We start from the raw sequence: 15597 nt of genomic DNA on the forward strand, positions 1-15597 counted from the left end.
GACCTCCTCAATAAAAAAGGCGGAGCCGCCAAACAGGCAGCTCCGGTGAGTGAGTGATGGCTTACTCGACGCTCACACCATAGAAGATGTGGCCGCCCAGCGGGTGCACTTTGTAGCCTTGCACCTTGTTGCTCATCGGCATGAATACAACCGAGTGAGCAATGGTTGCCCATGGGGCCTGCTCTTTGAACACGACCTGCGCTTCTTCATACAGCTTGGTCCGCTCTGCCTGATCGGTGCTTTGCTTGGCTTTCAGGATCAGATCCTCGAACGGCTGGTGGCACCATTGTGCACGGTTCGATGCTTCGACCCCGTCACAGCCCAGCAGAACGGCCAGAAAGTTGTCCGGATCGCCGTTATCACCGGTCCAACCCAGCAGAACAGCACCGTCGCGGTTCAGTTCTTTCGAGCGTGACAGGTATTCGCCCCACTCGTATGAGACGATTTCGACGCCCACACCAACCTTGGCAAAATCAGCCTGGATCAGCTCGGCCATGCGGCGGGCATTGGGGTTATAGGGGCGCTGAACAGGCATCGCCCAGATCTTCATCGACAAGTCCGAGACACCTTCGGCATCAAGCATGGCCTTGGCCGCTTCGGGATCATATGGATCGTCCACAATAGCGTCGTTATAGCCCCACATGGTTGGCGGGATCGGGTTCTTGGCAGCCTGGCCCGAGCCCTGGAAAACCACGTCGATGATCGCCTGCTTGTCGATCGCCATGTTCAACGCTTTACGAACCTTGGGGTTGTCGAACGGCGCCATCGTGGTGTTGTAAGCCAGATACCCGACGTTCAGCCCTTCCTGCTCCATCATGTTGATGTCTGCATCATCCTTCATCGCTTGAATGTCAGCCGGGTTCGGGTAAGGCATCACATGGCATTCGCCAGCTTTCAGCTTTTGATAGCGAACAGACGCGTCCGGCGTAATGGCAAAGATCAGGTTTTCGACCTGCGCCGGTTCCTTCCAGTAGTCGCCATTGGCGGCATAGCGGATCACCGCGTCTTTCTGGTAGGCCACGAACGAGAAAGGCCCGGTCCCGATGGGCGCGGTATTCAGTTTTTCAGGCGTTCCGGCAGCCATCATAGCATCGCCATATTCGGCTGACATGATCGATGCAAAATCCATCGCCATGTTCGCAACAAAGGGTGCCTCTGGCTTGGACAGGGTGAACTTCACCGTGTAGTCATCAATCTTTTCGATAGAAGAGACCAGATCCGGCATCCCCATACCCTGGAAGTATTCCCACGTGCCACCAGACACTTGGTTATAGGGGTGGTTCTCGTCCTTTTGGCGCATGAACGAAAAGATTACGTCATCAGCGTTGAAGTCGCGGGTCGGGGTGAATTCGTCATTCGAATGGAATTTGACACCCTGGCGCAGCTTGAACGTGTATTCCAGGCCATCATCACTGGCCTCGACACTTTCAGCCAGACCGGGGATCACATTGGTTGTACCGGTTTCGAATTCAAGCAACCGGTTATAGATAGGATGCGACGAAGCATCAAAGGTAGTTCCTGCAGTAAACAGTGCAGGGTCAAACCCCTCGGGTGAACCTTCGGAACAATACACCAGGGTATTTGCCTGTGCCACGGCACCCGACAGGGCTATTGCCGTGGTTGCGGCCAGAAGATTGAGTTTCATGATTTTCTCCCAGAAATGGACTTGGCAAGACAATCGCAGGGCTCTTTGTCGTCAGAGCGTTCAGTGACAATACAGTTCGTTGCGATATCCCTGACAAATGTATCCAAAATACAAAACCTGTTGTCAACCGGCTCTGTCACTGACTTTCGTGAAAGATGCCTGTTGCCAGGGTGTGTCTTGAACCTGAAAGCGCCCTGCCCCAAGGAAATCACGAAGGGCAACACTTACATTCCACTGGGCTCGGCAGTTTGGCCACAGATATCGACTGTCATTGACCCGAAGTCATTCAGCTAAGAATGGATATCTAACTTTGACCGTTAGCTGATGAAGTATCCTTGCGCATATCGCGAATGCAATCGTAGCCCAGCCAGAATAAGACTGTCAGTGCAACCAGAAATACGTAGGGAAGCAGCGAGATATGCATAACCAACACGCCATAGAACATGGCGGCGTACGCAGCGATTTGGACTATCACCAACAAACCCCACGCAACCATTCCCCAAAGATTGCGCGCTTTCCTCTGACCGGTCGAGTTGCGCAGGCTCTGACACTCTGCCTCGTTCACCACAGGGGACGCGGCACGCGTTGAATTGAGATGGCCGTTGGTGTCGAGCGCGCTGGATCGACATGCATCGAAACAAGGGGCCGCCTCTCGACAGGTGGGCGCAGTGTGTAGCATTGATTGAGTCCTTGGACATCTGGGGTTTGGCAGCGAGCTTTCACTGTGCCCCAAGACACCGACCCCCTGCACCATGCCGCGCGCGAGATCAGGTGCCACCGTTGCCGTCTTGCAATCATATCCAGCGGAGAAATGCCGATCCTCGCTCAGGCGCAGCATAAAACCGCACAAATAGTCGATTGGCCCGCGAAAACCGCGATCAGATGAGGTCTGAAGAAATTTCTCATGTCCCTCGGTGGCTCATGACTTTTGGCGCGGTTTCGGAAACGCACTAACCGCCGAACAGGGACCTTCGCGTGCTTCCAGCGCTCTATTCTACGGCGTCCTTCGATGCTGAGGGTGAATACCCTGTACGCGTACCATGATCTCCTCGTTAGATAACCCAATAACTTCTAATAGGGGTTTCGGTTCAGGTATCGCTTACAAGTTCATTTGTGTACAAATTGGTAAGATTGCGCTCAAGTACGTGTCATATCCAGCCTCCGAGGATGCCATGCCGATTGAACACGCCCTTTTCAGCCAAGCGGAATATGACCGCAGGATCGCCAAGACCCGAAGCGCTATGGAAAAAGCGGGGCTAGAGCTACTGTTTGTCACCGACCCTTCGAACCAGGCTTGGCTGACTGGCTATGATGGTTGGTCCTTTTACGTGCATCAGGGCGTATTGCTCGGCATGGAAGGTGAGCCGATTTGGTGGGGACGCCAGATGGATGCATTGGGTGGGTTGCGCACATGCTGGATGTCCAAGGACAACATTCGCGGCTATGCAGACCACTACGTTCAATCAACCATACGCCATCCAATGCAGGATCTAGCTGGCCACATTCGCGCGCTTGGGCTGGACGCGGTCTGTATCGGCGTTGAGATGGAGAACTATTACTATTCCGCAAAGGCACACGAGGTTTTGGGCAAGGAATTGCCCGAAGCGACGCTGGTGGATGCGACGGCACTTGTAAACTGGCAGCGTCTGATCAAGTCGGAAGAAGAAATTGTCTTTATTAGCAAGGCGGCCCGGATCTCCGAAAAAGTAATCCAAACGGCCATTGATCGTGCAGCGGTGGGCGTGCGCAAGAACGACCTTGTCGCAGATATCTTTCATGCCGGGATTACCGGGGTTGAGGATGATTGGGGGGATTACCCGGCCATTGTCCCTTTGACACCCTCAGGGCTGGATGCCACTGCCGCGCACCTAACATGGAATGGCGCGCCGATGAAAGAAGGTGAGGCAACATTTTTCGAACTATCAGGCTGCTATCGGCGCTATCACGCTCCGCTTTGCCGCACGGTATTTCTTGGCACTCCGCCGCCAGAAATGCGGGACGCGGAACGCGCGCAGATCGAAGGGATAGCGGCGGGTTTAGAGGCTGCACGGGCTGGCAATCGGACCAGCGACATTGCAACCGCTTTTCTTAAGGTTCTTGCCCGTCACGGAATCGAACGGGAGGGGCGCATGGGATACCCTATCGGCCTGAGCTATCCGCCAGATTGGGGCGAACGGACAGCGTCGATCCGCGCCGAAGACGAGACCATTCTGCAACCGGGCATGGTTTTTCATTTCATGCCTGCGCTGTGGATGGACAGCTGGGGGCTTGAGACCACGGAAACCATTCTTATCACTGAAAACGGCCCCGCCGAAGCCCTATGCAATATCGAGCGAAAGCTCTTTGTGAAAGACTAAGCCTTGAGCATCCTCGAAGACGCCAAGACCCTGCTGGGCGAACTGATCAGCTTCCCCACGGTTTCGTCAGACAGCAACCTGGACATGATCAAGCACCTCGCGGGCCGGTTGAGCGATTGCGGTGCAGCGGTGGAAATATGGCATGACGAAACCGGCACCAAAGCCAATCTTTTTGCCACGTTGGGCCCAAAGCGCGACGGTGGTATCGTTCTGTCAGGCCATTCCGATGTAGTGCCTGTCGCCGATCAGGACTGGTCCTCGGACCCGTTCGTGATGGAGGAGCGGGACGGCAAGTGGTTTGGGCGCGGAACCTGCGATATGAAAGGGTTTATCGCGGCGGCAGTCGTCATGGCCCCGTATTACGCAAAGCTGGACCTTCAGCGCCCAGTGCATTTTGCCTTTACCTATGATGAAGAAATCGGCTGTTTTGGCGCGCAGGCTTTGGCCAAGACCCTGCGGGAGAAAGAGATAAAACCCGCTGTGGTCATCATCGGCGAGCCCACCTCGATGCGCATCATCGAAGGCCATAAGGGCTGCTTTGAATATACAACGCATTTTACCGGGTTCGAAGGCCATGGCTCGGCCCCCGAGCGCGGCGTTAACGCTGTCGAATACGCAGTGCAATACGTGTCGAAACTGCTGGCGCTGAAGGCAGATTTGCAAGGGCGAGCACCGGAAAACAGCCCGTTCGACCCACCATGGACAACAATCAATACCGGTACGTTGGTGGGCGGGGTGGCCCATAATGTGATCCCCGGTAAGGCGCGGGTCGATTGGGAGATGCGACCAGTGCAAAAGGCGGATGCGGATTACGTCAAAGACGAACTGCACCGGTTTTGCGCGCAAACCCTGATCCCGGCAATGCAGACTGTTCATCCCGATGCCGGTATCAAGACCGAAGTAATCGGTGAGGTCGACGGGCTGGAGCCAATGGACGACAACGAAGCGCGTGACCTTGTGATGGAACTGACAGGGGCAAATGGCGCCGACGTTGTACCTTTCGGCACCGAGGCCGGGATATTCCAGCAGTTGGGGATGAGCGTCGTTGTCTGCGGCCCCGGATCAATCGATCAGGCGCATAAACCGGATGAATACGTCTCGGTCGACCAGATGACCCAGTGCCTTGATATGCTTGGGCGATTATTTTCGAAGCTGGAATAGATGATGACCTCGGCCCGCGCGGTATCGATATTCTGGTTGGGTGCACCGGTTCTGTTCGTGCTGTTCTGGGCGGGTGGATACAGTTTTGCCAAGCTGGGGCTGCCCTATGTGGAACCGATGACCATGCTTGCGATCCGTTATGGTCTGGCTGTTCTGTGTCTTCTGCCGCTGCTGGCGGTGTTCCGCCCTGCCCTGCCGCGTGATCCGGCGCACTGGGCCGCGATGGCAGCAAGTGGGTTTCTTATTCAGTGTGTTTACTTCGGTCTGGCCTATCAGGCGATGAAACAGGGGTTGGGTGCCGGCACCACTGCCATCGTGATGGCCTTGCAGCCCGCCCTTGTCGCCGCCCTCTCTCCCCTGGTCGGAGAAGCGCGTGGACGGCCCGTGATGTGGGTTGGCCTGGCGCTGGGTTTTGCGGGGGTTGCAATCAGCGTCTTTGACAAGACTAGCGCAGTGCCTCTTTCCGCGGGGCTGCTTGCGGTTAGTGCATTGGTCGGCCTGACCGCCGCCACTTTGCTGGAAAAACGTCACGGGCGGCGCAGCGACCCAGTGTTGGGAAGTGCTGTTCAATATGTGATCGGATTTGCCGTGCTGCTTCCCATCGCAATGGCGACCGAAACGATGGAAGTCACCTGGCATCCAAACCTGATCCTTTCCCTTGCGTATCTGGTCATCGCCAATTCCCTGATCTCGATCAGCCTCTATGTCGCACTTGTTCAGCGCGGCGACGCGACCCGCGTGTCCACATTGCTTTACCTTGTCACACCTTTGGCAATTGCACTGGCTTGGATGATCCTGGGCGAGCCGGTAACCTGGCGCATCGCCTTTGGTTTCGTTCTCTGCCTCGCAGGCGTATATATCGTGCGGAAATCCAAAGATTGACGCCTATGGCAGTTTTCGATCGGACAACTGGAAATTCAAAGCCTGCGACCAGTTCAATAATGGAAACCACCTGAACCGAGATCACAACCGTCAGGAAAGCGCATTCAGATAGCTTTTGATCGTCGTCCGGCATCCGTGCTGCCAGATCCGTGGCAACCAGCGTGTGAAGGCTTCTGCGAACTGGGCTTCACGACCAGTACTTCCGTACAGGTTTGCTGCCTCAAGCCACTTTTCGGGCTGTTCCCTGGCGGCAAGGGCCGCACTCTGCAAATCGCTCCAGATGGGATCATTGGGCGCAATCTCTGATCCGTCCTCACGCAGACCGGCGCACATCCGGCACCAGAAAGCTTCAACCAGCGCCAGACCGGTGACAGATGTACCCGAGGCCAGTGCATCGCGAAGGGACGGGAGCAAGAATCCGGGGTGGCGTGCAGACCCATCAAAGGCCACGCGCCGCGTGGTGTCGTGAATAGCCGTGTTCGAAAACCTGCGTTTGACCAGATCCAGATACTGTTCCGGTGTCATCCCGGGAACTGCAATGGCGTGCGGAAGAATTTCTTCGCTCTGTACTTTCAGGAAGAATGCCGAAATTTCCCGGTCGTTCATGCAGTCCGAGATTGTGGGGATGTTCAGAACCTCGCCCACATTCGCCAGAATCTGGTGCCCGCCGTTCAGAATACGCAGTTTCAGGGTTTCATATGCGTGTACGTCTTTGGTGATCGTAACGCCGACTTTCTCCAACATCGGCCGCCCGGCGCAGAAATCATCTTCAATCACCCATTGGCGAAAGTTCTCGTGTGAAACCGGAACGCTGTCTTCAATTCCAAGGGCGCGGGTCTGGGTTCGGACATGATCAGTGGTTGCGGGAACAATGCAATCCACCATCGAATTCGGGAACGCCCCGTTCTGATCGATCCAATCCGCAAGATCAGGGTCCGTAAGGCGTGCCAGTTCAACAACGCAATTGCGCAGCATGGTACCGTTGCCCTGAAGGTTGTCACAGCTTAATGCCGTAAAGGGCAGATGCCCGGCGGCACGGCGATTGCCAAGTGCCGCCACAATGGCACCAAAGACCGTGAGAGGCTGTTGCGGGTTTTGCACGTCGTGTCGAATATCACCGTGGTCCACGTCGAAAACACCCGACTTGGCATCCAGAAAATAGCCACCTTCCGTAACGGTAAGGGACACGATCCGAATGGCGGGATCGGACATCTTCCTGATCAGAGGCGCATTTCCGGGTTCAATGGGCAGATAGTCGATCAACGGGCCGATGACTTCGGCCGAAACACCGGACGGGTCAAGCTCGATCAAAGTTGTCAGACAGTCCTGCCGGATCAGCTTTTCGCGCATGTCCGCGTCATAGGCCCGAACTCCGGCCCCGATGATCGCCCAGTCCAGGGCCAACCCTTTTTGCATCAGCCTGTGGATGTACCACGCCTGATGCGCACGGTGAAAATTCCCAAGTCCGATATGAACAATCCCAGGTGCCAAATCTTCTCGCCGGTATCCGGGTTTCTTGATATCTGCCGGAAGCGCCCCAAGGTGGTTAAGGCGCAACTCTACCGGTGTTATGTCCGCCAAAGGGGTCATCAGCTCATCCAATTTCCGCCATCGACATTGTAAGTCTGGGCCACGATGTATTCCGCTTCATCAGACGCCAGAAACACAGCCATCCCGGTCAAATCCTCGGCCCGTCCCATTCGGCCGAACGGTACCGCTGATGCAACTTCGTGCTTCTTCTGTCCCGGTTGTTTATTTTCATACTTCGCAAAGAAGGCATCGACGCCATCCCAATGTTCTCCATCCACAACACCAGGTGCGATCGCATTCACATTTATCCCGTGAGCGATCAGATTGAGTCCCGCTGACTGCGTCAAAGAGATTACGGCGGCCTTGCTGGCGCAGTAAACGGCGACCAGAGATTCGCCACGCCGACCAGCCTGTGAGGCCAGATTAATGATCCGGCCTTTGACATTGGCGTCGATCATGTGTCGCGCAACGGCCTGCAGTGTAAACAGGGTGCCCGAGACATTGATATCGAAGACGCGTTGGTAATCGGCGCGGTCGATTTCGGTGATTGGCGCTGCTGAAAAGACGGCGGCATTGTTGATCAGAATGTCAATCTGGCCGAACTGATCCACTGTGCGCGCAACAGCATTGTCGATGCTGTCCTGATCAGCGACATTCATTTCGACCGCCATTGCTGCGCCACCTATTTCCGAGGCTGCGGCTTGCGCCCGCGTGATATCAATGTCGGCAATGGCCACACGCGCACCTTCAGCGACGTAAGCTTTTGCAAAGGCCAGCCCGATTCCGCGCGCAGCCCCGGTGATGAGCGCGGTTTTTCCGTCCAGTCGCTTCATTCGATCCGCAGCCCTTGGGCGTCAAAACGATGAAGCACGTCGGCACGTGGCGTCAGGTAGATACGGTCGCCATGCCGAAATCCAACCTCTCCGTCCGCGCGCACCGTGATTGTTTCCGCCAGACCGGTTTCATGTATGTGGAAAAACGTATCTGATCCAAGATGCTCGGACACGCCCACGACACCGCTCCAGGTTCCTTCGCTCTCGGACACAGCAATATGTTCGGGGCGGATACCGATTGTATGTGCGCCGTGTTTTGCAGCCTCTTCGCCTTCGATAAAGTTCATCTTGGGCGAACCGATGAACCCGGCGACAAAAAGGTTTCGCGGCGTTCGATATAGGTCCAGCGGGCTTCCGACCTGCTCGATCACACCAGCCTGAAGCACGACGATCTTGTCGGCCATCGTCATTGCTTCGACCTGATCATGGGTCACATAGATCATGGTTGTCGCCAACCGCTCGTGCAACTCGCTGATCTCCAAACGCATGCCAACGCGCAGCGCGGCGTCCAGGTTGGACAGCGGCTCATCGAACAGAAACGCTGCGGGTTCGCGGACAATGGCACGCCCGATGGCCACACGCTGGCGCTGGCCACCGGACAGCTGACCGGGGCGGCGATCCAGATAGTCGGTCAGGTTCAGAACCTGCGCGGCCCCTTCCACACGTTTGTCGATTTCGGCCTGGTCCAGTTTTGCCATGCGCAAGGGAAAGGCGATGTTCTTGCGAACGGACATGTGCGGGTACAAGGCATAAGACTGGAAAACCATCGCCAGACCGCGTTTTGCAGGTGGTACGTTTGTTGCATCGGCCCCATCAATGTCGATGGAGCCAGAGGTGATGTCCTCCAAACCCGCAATCAGGCGCAGCAAAGTGGACTTACCGCAACCCGATGGCCCGACGAACACCGTGAACTCTCCGTCTTCGATGGTCAGATCCAGTGGCGGGATAACCTGCACGTCGCCAAAGCTTTTGGTCACGGACTTGAGTTGAATACGTCCCATGAGAAGTGTTCCTTATTTCACAGCGCCAAAAGTCAGGCCGCGGACAAGTTGTTTCTGGCTAAACCAGCCAAGGATCAGGATCGGTGCAATGGCCATTGTTGAAGCCGCGCTGAGCTTGGCAAAGAACAGGCCCTCGGGGCTGGAATAGCTGGCGATAAATGCGGTCAGCGGGGCGGCGTCAACGGCTGTCAGGTTGAGGGTCCAGAATGCCTCGTTCCAGGCAAGAATGAAGTTCAGCAGGACAGTCGAAGCGATGCCCGGTACAGCCATGGGTGTCAGGATGTGCAGGATTTCCTCTTTCAGCGTTGCCCCGTCCATCCGCGCAGCTTCAAGGATTTCACCGGGAATTTCGCGAAAGTAGGTGTAGAGCATCCAGACGATGATCGGCAAGTTGATCAGCATCAACACGACAACCAGTCCACCTCGTGTATCAAGCAGCCCCAGACGGATGAACAGCAGGTAGATCGGGTAAAGGACACCGACTGCCGGCAACATCTTGGTAGAGAGCATCCAAAGTAAAATGTCCTTTGTACGTTTCGAAGGAACAAACGCCATTGCCCATGCTGCCGGTACGGCAATGATCACACCCAACAGGGTTGACCCGCCTGCGATGATGACTGAGTTCCAAAGGAAACGCATGTAGTTCGAGCGTTCCTGCACGACAGCATAGTTCTCGAGCGTCCAGTCGAAGTTCAGGAACAGTGGCGGGCTTGCGATGGCCTGTGCTTCGGTTTTGAAGCTGGTCAGGATGGTCCAGAGGATCGGGAAAAAGATCAGCAGACCGACGGCCCAGGCCAGGGCAGTGTTCAGCGACTTGCGTTGGATTGTAACGGTGCGGGCCATGGTTTTACCTCTTCACGCGTCCAGGTTCTTGCCGACGATGCGCATCAGGAAGACCGCAACGATATTGGCGAGAATGATCGCATAGACACCTCCGGCTGATCCGAGACCGACATTCTGGCTTTCCAAAACGCGCTGGAAGATCAGGTAGGTGAGTGTACGGGTGCCGAACGCGCCACCTGTGGTGACGAAAATCTCGGCAAAGATCGAAAGCAGAAAGATTGTCTGGATCAGGATTACGATTGTGATTGCACGGCTCAGGTGCGGCAGAATGATGTGGTAGAACCGCTTGAGCGGCGGTGCGCCATCCATTTCAGCAGCTTCCAGTTGCTCACTATCCAGCGACTGGATTGCGGTCAAAAGAATCAGTGTCGCAAATGGCAACCATTGCCACGACACGATCATGATAATCGAGGTCATTGAAGCTTCGGACAACCACGAGACCGGTTCAGCCCCGAAAAAGCGCCACAGATGGGCCAGCAACCCGTTGACCGGGTCCATGAACATGTTTTTCCAGACCAGAGCTGACACAGTCGGCATAACAAAGAATGGTGCAATAACGAGGATGCGCACCACCCCCTGGCCCCACATCGGTTGATCCAGAAGCATGGCGAGCAGGATGCCCAGTAGGACCGTAATCGCTAACACGCCGATAACAATGACAAGCGTTGCCTGTACCGCAGGCCAAAACGAACTGGACGAAACAAATCGGATATAGTTGTCGAAACCCACCCATCCGAGATCTCCGCCCCGCAAGGGAAGGTATTTCTTGAAGGAAAAATACAGGGTCATCGTCAGCGGCACGAGCATCCAGCCAAGCAGCAGCACCACTGCGGGTGCCATCATCAGGCGTGCAACTGATCTGGAATGTTGAGTTGCCATTGTGCAAGACCTCTCTGTTCAGGCGTAAGGCAGCCTGCGAGAAAAACACGAATTGTGGAAGTGGGAGCAGGGGACAGAAGGTCTGCCCCCCGCTGGGAAGGTTGCCTCAGTACCCTGCGGCTTCCATCTCTTCTGCTGTGAAGGCCTGCGCTTTGGCAAGCGCCTCATCCACTGTTTGCTGCCCGGCATAAACGGCCGAGAATTCCTGACTTACCTGTGTGGCAATCCCTGCAAATTCCGGAATGGCCACGAACTGTACACCGGTATAGGGCGTCGGCTGCACACAGCAATTCTGCGGGTCAGCCATCAGGATCGATTCCAGAGTCATTTTTGCGAATGGAACTTCCTTGTAGTTGTCATTCTCATAAAGCGAGGTCCGCGCGCCCGGAGGCACATTGGCCCAACCTTCGTTTTCAGCCACCAGCTCGATGTAGTCTTTCGAGGTTGCCCATTCGATGAACTGCTTGGCTGCATCTTCTTGCTGAGTTCCCGCCGGGATCGCCAGCGCCCAAGCCCAAAGCCAATTGGCGCGCTTGTCGACGCCTTCCGAATTTGGTGCAAGTGCGAAGCCAACCTTGTCAGCTACGGTTGAGTCGTCCGGATTTGTCACAAAAGATGCGGCGACGGTGGCGTCAATCCACATACCGCACTTGCCTTGCTGGAACAAAGACAGGTTCTCGTTGAAACCGTTAGTGGCGTAGCCAGCTGGGCCGGATTCACTCATCATGTCGACGAAGAACGTCAGCGCCTCTTTCCACTCGGGCTGATCGAACTGCGGCTTCCAGTTTTCATCGAACCAGCGCGCACCGAAAGAATTTCCGGTTACGGTGATAAAGGCACCACCTTCACCCCAACCTGCCTTGCCACGCAGGCAGATGCCGTTGATGTCGTTGTCACGATCGGTCATGGCAGCCGCAGCTTCACGGATGAATTGCCATGTAGGTGCTTCGGGCATTTCCAGACCGGCCTTTTCCATCAGGTCGGTGCGGTACATGATCATCGAGCTTTCGCCATAAAACGGCGCAGCGTAAAGCGTGCCATCATGGCTCAACCCGCCTGCCATCGCAGGTAGCAGATCACCAACATCATATTCATCGGACAAACCGTCCAGCGGTACCAGCCAGCCGTTCGCGCCCCAGATCGGAGTTTCGTACATGCCGATGGTCATGATATCGAACTGACCGCCCTTGGTCGTGATGTCGGTGGTCACGCGCTGACGCAGTACGTTTTCTTCAAGCGTCACCCACTCGACATCGATGCCGGTCGCTTTAGAGAATTCGTCTGTGTAGCCCTGCATCCGGATCATGTCGCCATTGTTGACGGTCGCGATCGTGATGGTTTCCGCTTGGGCTGCTGCCGTAGCGACGAAAGTCAACGCAGTCGCCGCACGAAGTGCGTTCTTCAAATACATCCCTGTCCTCCCTGAGCTTGGATGCTGTACAGAGACCCTAGTTTATAAATTGTCGCGGCGTCAATAATAACTTTACGCGCGTTAAGTTTTAGTTCACGCGGATTCTCTCAAGACAAGCCGTGCCGGAAACAGAGTTTCCGTCCGATCGTCAAATTTTCCTCCGCTTTCAATGAGTTTAAACAAGGTATCCACACTGCGCCCAGCCACGTTGTCATAATCATGCGCAGCTGTTGTCAGCGATGGGCAGGTAAATTTTGCAAAGGGGTGGTCGTCATTTGATGCGACACGGAGTGAGCAATCTTCCTTTCGCCCAACCCGAATCCCCTGCTCATAACAGGCTGCCAGAAATCCGATCGCAAGACGGTCATTGCTGCACAAAACTGAATTCGTCCTGAGAGCACCTTTCTCCAACACTCTCAAAGCACCCTGATGCCCGATCTCTTCAAACGCCCAGCCTTCACCATCGATTTTTATGACATGGGGCTCGAACCCCAGACGTTCCATAACCTCAATATATGCCTTGCGTCGCTTGTTGGCGTTTGGGTTTGCTGGCGTGCGCATTTCAAAGAAAGACGGAGGTTCACCCGTCCGGGTCATGTATTCCACGGTTTGGGAAACAAAACTGAAATTGTCCGACCCTATAAACGCTGCACCCAAACCTTCGAGGTTGCTGTCAAACAGAACTGTTGGCACCTCGGCGCAAAATTTCTCGATGTGAGCTCGGTCCGACCCGCGCCCCAAAGGAGCAAACAGTACTCCGGCCGGCTTGAGCGACCGCAGGCTGTCGAGTATTTCGTTCTCGAGTTCCTGCTCACCGTGCGAGCTGAAAAGAGATGGACGATACCCGGCGACAATACAGCTCTGCTCAAGGTATCTGGCCATCTCGGCAAAAAATGGATCGGCAAGATAGGGAACAACGATACCGATATTCTTGGTCAGCTTTCGGTTCTGGTTCACCGCATAGATATTTGGACGGTAATCGAACTTTTCCAACGCTTCTTCTATACGCGCCCGCGTAGAGGAACGAACGCTTTCCGGGTCGTGGAAATATTTGGAAACCGTTGGCCGAGAAATCCCGCTCAGGGCCGCGAACTCCTCCATATTTCTTATTTTTGTCATACCTACCCGCTTGCGGAACTCTTTTGCTTTGACCTTACATCTTCTTTACGCGCGGCAATAAATCAATAGGCAGCGGTATCCGCGCGAATGGCCAGATGCGTGACACCAACGCCGACAGGCGAAAACCTCCTGATCACGTCGCGACGTTTTGGACTTGAGCCCAATATACCGCCCCTCAGCGCAGCCATCTTGGCAGTCAGGTCTGTTCAGGCTCATTTTGCTTCTTAGCAGTACCTGCTGCGACGTCCTAGTAGTCGCCCTGAACACCATAAGAAGCGAAACCGGATAGCGTTTCGGAAATCTGTTCATCGGTCAGGATCACCGGACCGAGGGCCAGGGAAAGGTAATATTGACGGGCAATGGTTTCCAGCTCGACTGCGCGCCATATGGCCTTGTCCAGGTCCTCTCCCATGGCAATGGACCCATGATTTCCAAGCAGACAGGCGGTTCGCTCTTGCAGCGCTTCGATCGCCAGCTCCGACAGCTCGGGCGTGCCAAAGCGTGCATAGGGTGCGCAGCGAACATTGGGACCGCCGAAGGCCGCGACCATGTAATGCGCTGCCGGGATTTCTTTGTGTGCAATCGCCAGCGCCGTGCAATAGGTCGGATGTGCATGGACCACCGCGCCCATATCGGGGCGGGTCTTTAGAATGTCGAAGTGAAACCGCCATTCGGTCGAAGGTTTGAGCGGGCCATCCCAGGTCCCATACTCTCCATCAAATGGCATTGAGACGATCATCTCGGGGGTCAGCTTGTCATATGGCGTCGCCGAAGGTGTGATCAGCATCCGGTTCTCGTATCGGGCCGAGATATTGCCGGATGTTCCCTGGCTAAGACCACTGGAATTCAGAAAAAGGCATTTCTCGATAATCGCCTCACGGATTCTGCGTTCCTTGTCATCCATCTTGTGCTCCTGTCCTAGCGCCACCCGGCAGAATGGACCAGCCTTAGTTATCAGAGGTCGCACCATCAGGCGACAAGCCCAACCTTGCAATTGCATTGTCCAAAGCCAACCCGAAAACCTGCGCCTGAGGTGACAGGACCTGGTCAGGCCGACGCATCAGGCCAACGGGCCCGCGTGTGATCGACGTATCAAACGGCAGCGCCACAAGGTGGCCATCGCTGATTTCATTGGCGACCACCCCCGCCGAGATGATCCAGATCGCATCGGTCTGCCGGGTATACACCCGCCCGAAAGCACCCGAGACAGTTTCCAGACGATCTTCGATTTCACCAATCCCGTGCGCGATCATGAGGCGATCCACCAAGGGCCGAATTGCCGATCCTTCAGGCGGATAAAGCACTTGCCACTCGGTAATCCGCCTGAGATCGGGGGCTTTCAGCAGCGGGTGATCCGCGCGCACGACAAAGACGACCTTCTCCTCGTAAAGCTGGGTAAAGGAAATGCCCTGCATAGTTTCAGTGCGACCCAAACGCCCGATAACAAGCTCCAGGTCGCCCAGACGAAGACGCTCCATCAAATGGCCATGTGGACCGTCGAAAATGCTCAGTCGGGCATTGCCCGCAAGTTCGGAAAACTCGGTAGCAACGGCTGGCATCAAACGGGCCGCAACCGAAGGCAGCACCCCGACCCGAAGGCTGGCCCTGCCCCGCGCCTCGATCTGTTCCACACCAGAAAAACCTTGCTGCAAAGCGGCCAGCGACATTTCGGCGAAATGCAGAAACACTTCACCCTGCCGTGTCAGAGAAACACCGGACCGGTTACGGGACAACAGCACAGTGCCCAGAATATCCTCAAGCTCCTTAAGTGTCTTGGATATCGCCGGTTGCGTGAGAAACAGCTTCTCTGCCGCAACTTTCAGGCTTTTCTCGCGACATATCTCAATAAAACATTGAATATGCCTAACTTTGATGCGGCGATCTATCATTACTTTCCAATTCCGGCAACTAAGTTCAAGCAGAACTCATTTTACAT

Annotated in this window: 14 protein-coding genes; 3 read left to right on the forward strand and 11 right to left on the reverse strand. The window is 55.4% G+C overall.

Going from position 1 to position 15597, the window contains the following annotated elements; translation table 11 throughout:
- Positions 1 to 61: 61 nt before the first annotated feature.
- Entirely contained in the window at positions 62 to 1645 is a 1584-nt protein-coding gene (locus ACR0LL_RS18765; protein WP_480588710.1) for an ABC transporter substrate-binding protein, read from the reverse strand.
- A 1172-nt stretch (positions 1646 to 2817) separates the two neighbouring features.
- On the opposite strand from ACR0LL_RS18765, the gene ACR0LL_RS18770 reads away from it, so the two are divergent.
- Genes ACR0LL_RS18770 through ACR0LL_RS18780 form a run of 3 tightly spaced genes read left to right on the forward strand, consistent with a single transcriptional unit; the run spans position 2818 to position 6045 of the window.
- The gene (locus ACR0LL_RS18770; RefSeq protein WP_480588739.1) at positions 2818 to 4002 is read left to right on the forward strand and encodes a M24 family metallopeptidase; all 1185 of its coding nucleotides are present in this window, start codon (positions 2818 to 2820) and stop codon (positions 4000 to 4002) included.
- A gap of 3 nt (positions 4003 to 4005) precedes the next feature.
- On the forward strand, positions 4006 to 5163 hold the full coding sequence (argE, locus tag ACR0LL_RS18775; protein ID WP_480588711.1) for an acetylornithine deacetylase: 1158 nt from the start codon (positions 4006 to 4008) through the stop codon (positions 5161 to 5163).
- Positions 5164 to 6045 (forward strand): DMT family transporter, encoded by an 882-nt coding sequence (locus ACR0LL_RS18780; protein ID WP_480588712.1) that lies wholly within the window; start codon positions 5164 to 5166, stop codon positions 6043 to 6045.
- A gap of 90 nt (positions 6046 to 6135) precedes the next feature.
- Here the strand turns inward: ACR0LL_RS18780 and ACR0LL_RS18785 are convergent, their stop codons facing one another.
- The 10 genes from ACR0LL_RS18785 to pcaQ form a co-directional block, all read right to left on the reverse strand.
- Positions 6136 to 7635, reverse strand: a complete 1500-nt coding sequence (locus ACR0LL_RS18785; protein ID WP_480588713.1) for a mannitol dehydrogenase family protein — start codon at positions 7633 to 7635, stop codon at positions 6136 to 6138.
- A complete protein-coding gene (locus ACR0LL_RS18790; RefSeq protein WP_480588714.1) occupies positions 7635 to 8408 on the reverse strand; it encodes an L-iditol 2-dehydrogenase in 774 nt (257 codons plus the stop codon). The genes ACR0LL_RS18785 and ACR0LL_RS18790 overlap by 1 nt, the downstream gene beginning before the upstream one ends.
- A complete protein-coding gene (locus ACR0LL_RS18795) occupies positions 8405 to 9409 on the reverse strand; it encodes an ABC transporter ATP-binding protein (protein WP_480588715.1) in 1005 nt (334 codons plus the stop codon). The genes ACR0LL_RS18790 and ACR0LL_RS18795 overlap by 4 nt, the downstream gene beginning before the upstream one ends.
- Positions 9410 to 9421: 12 nt before the next feature.
- Positions 9422 to 10252, reverse strand: a complete 831-nt coding sequence (locus ACR0LL_RS18800) for a carbohydrate ABC transporter permease (RefSeq protein WP_209506825.1) — start codon at positions 10250 to 10252, stop codon at positions 9422 to 9424.
- A 12-nt stretch (positions 10253 to 10264) separates the two neighbouring features.
- Positions 10265 to 11131 (reverse strand): carbohydrate ABC transporter permease, encoded by an 867-nt coding sequence (locus tag ACR0LL_RS18805; RefSeq protein ID WP_480488815.1) that lies wholly within the window; start codon positions 11129 to 11131, stop codon positions 10265 to 10267.
- A 106-nt stretch (positions 11132 to 11237) separates the two neighbouring features.
- Positions 11238 to 12542: an ABC transporter substrate-binding protein gene (locus ACR0LL_RS18810; RefSeq protein WP_480588716.1), complete on the reverse strand. Its 1305-nt coding sequence runs from the start codon at positions 12540 to 12542 to the stop codon at positions 11238 to 11240.
- Positions 12543 to 12635: 93 nt separating this feature from the next.
- Complete coding sequence (locus ACR0LL_RS18815) at positions 12636 to 13661, reverse strand: LacI family DNA-binding transcriptional regulator (protein WP_480588717.1); 1026 nt, start codon at positions 13659 to 13661, stop codon at positions 12636 to 12638.
- Positions 13662 to 13723: 62 nt separating this feature from the next.
- Positions 13724 to 13849, reverse strand: coding sequence for a hypothetical protein (locus ACR0LL_RS18820; protein WP_480588718.1), 126 nt, complete (start codon positions 13847 to 13849; stop codon positions 13724 to 13726).
- Positions 13850 to 13908: 59 nt separating this feature from the next.
- On the reverse strand, positions 13909 to 14565 hold the full coding sequence (locus ACR0LL_RS18825) for a class II aldolase/adducin family protein (RefSeq protein WP_480588719.1): 657 nt from the start codon (positions 14563 to 14565) through the stop codon (positions 13909 to 13911).
- Between the two features lie 43 nt (positions 14566 to 14608).
- Entirely contained in the window at positions 14609 to 15550 is a 942-nt protein-coding gene (pcaQ, locus tag ACR0LL_RS18830; RefSeq protein WP_480588720.1) for a pca operon transcription factor PcaQ, read from the reverse strand.
- Between the last annotated feature and the right edge of the window lie 47 nt (positions 15551 to 15597).

Source organism: Ruegeria sp. AI2 (assembly GCF_056541275.1).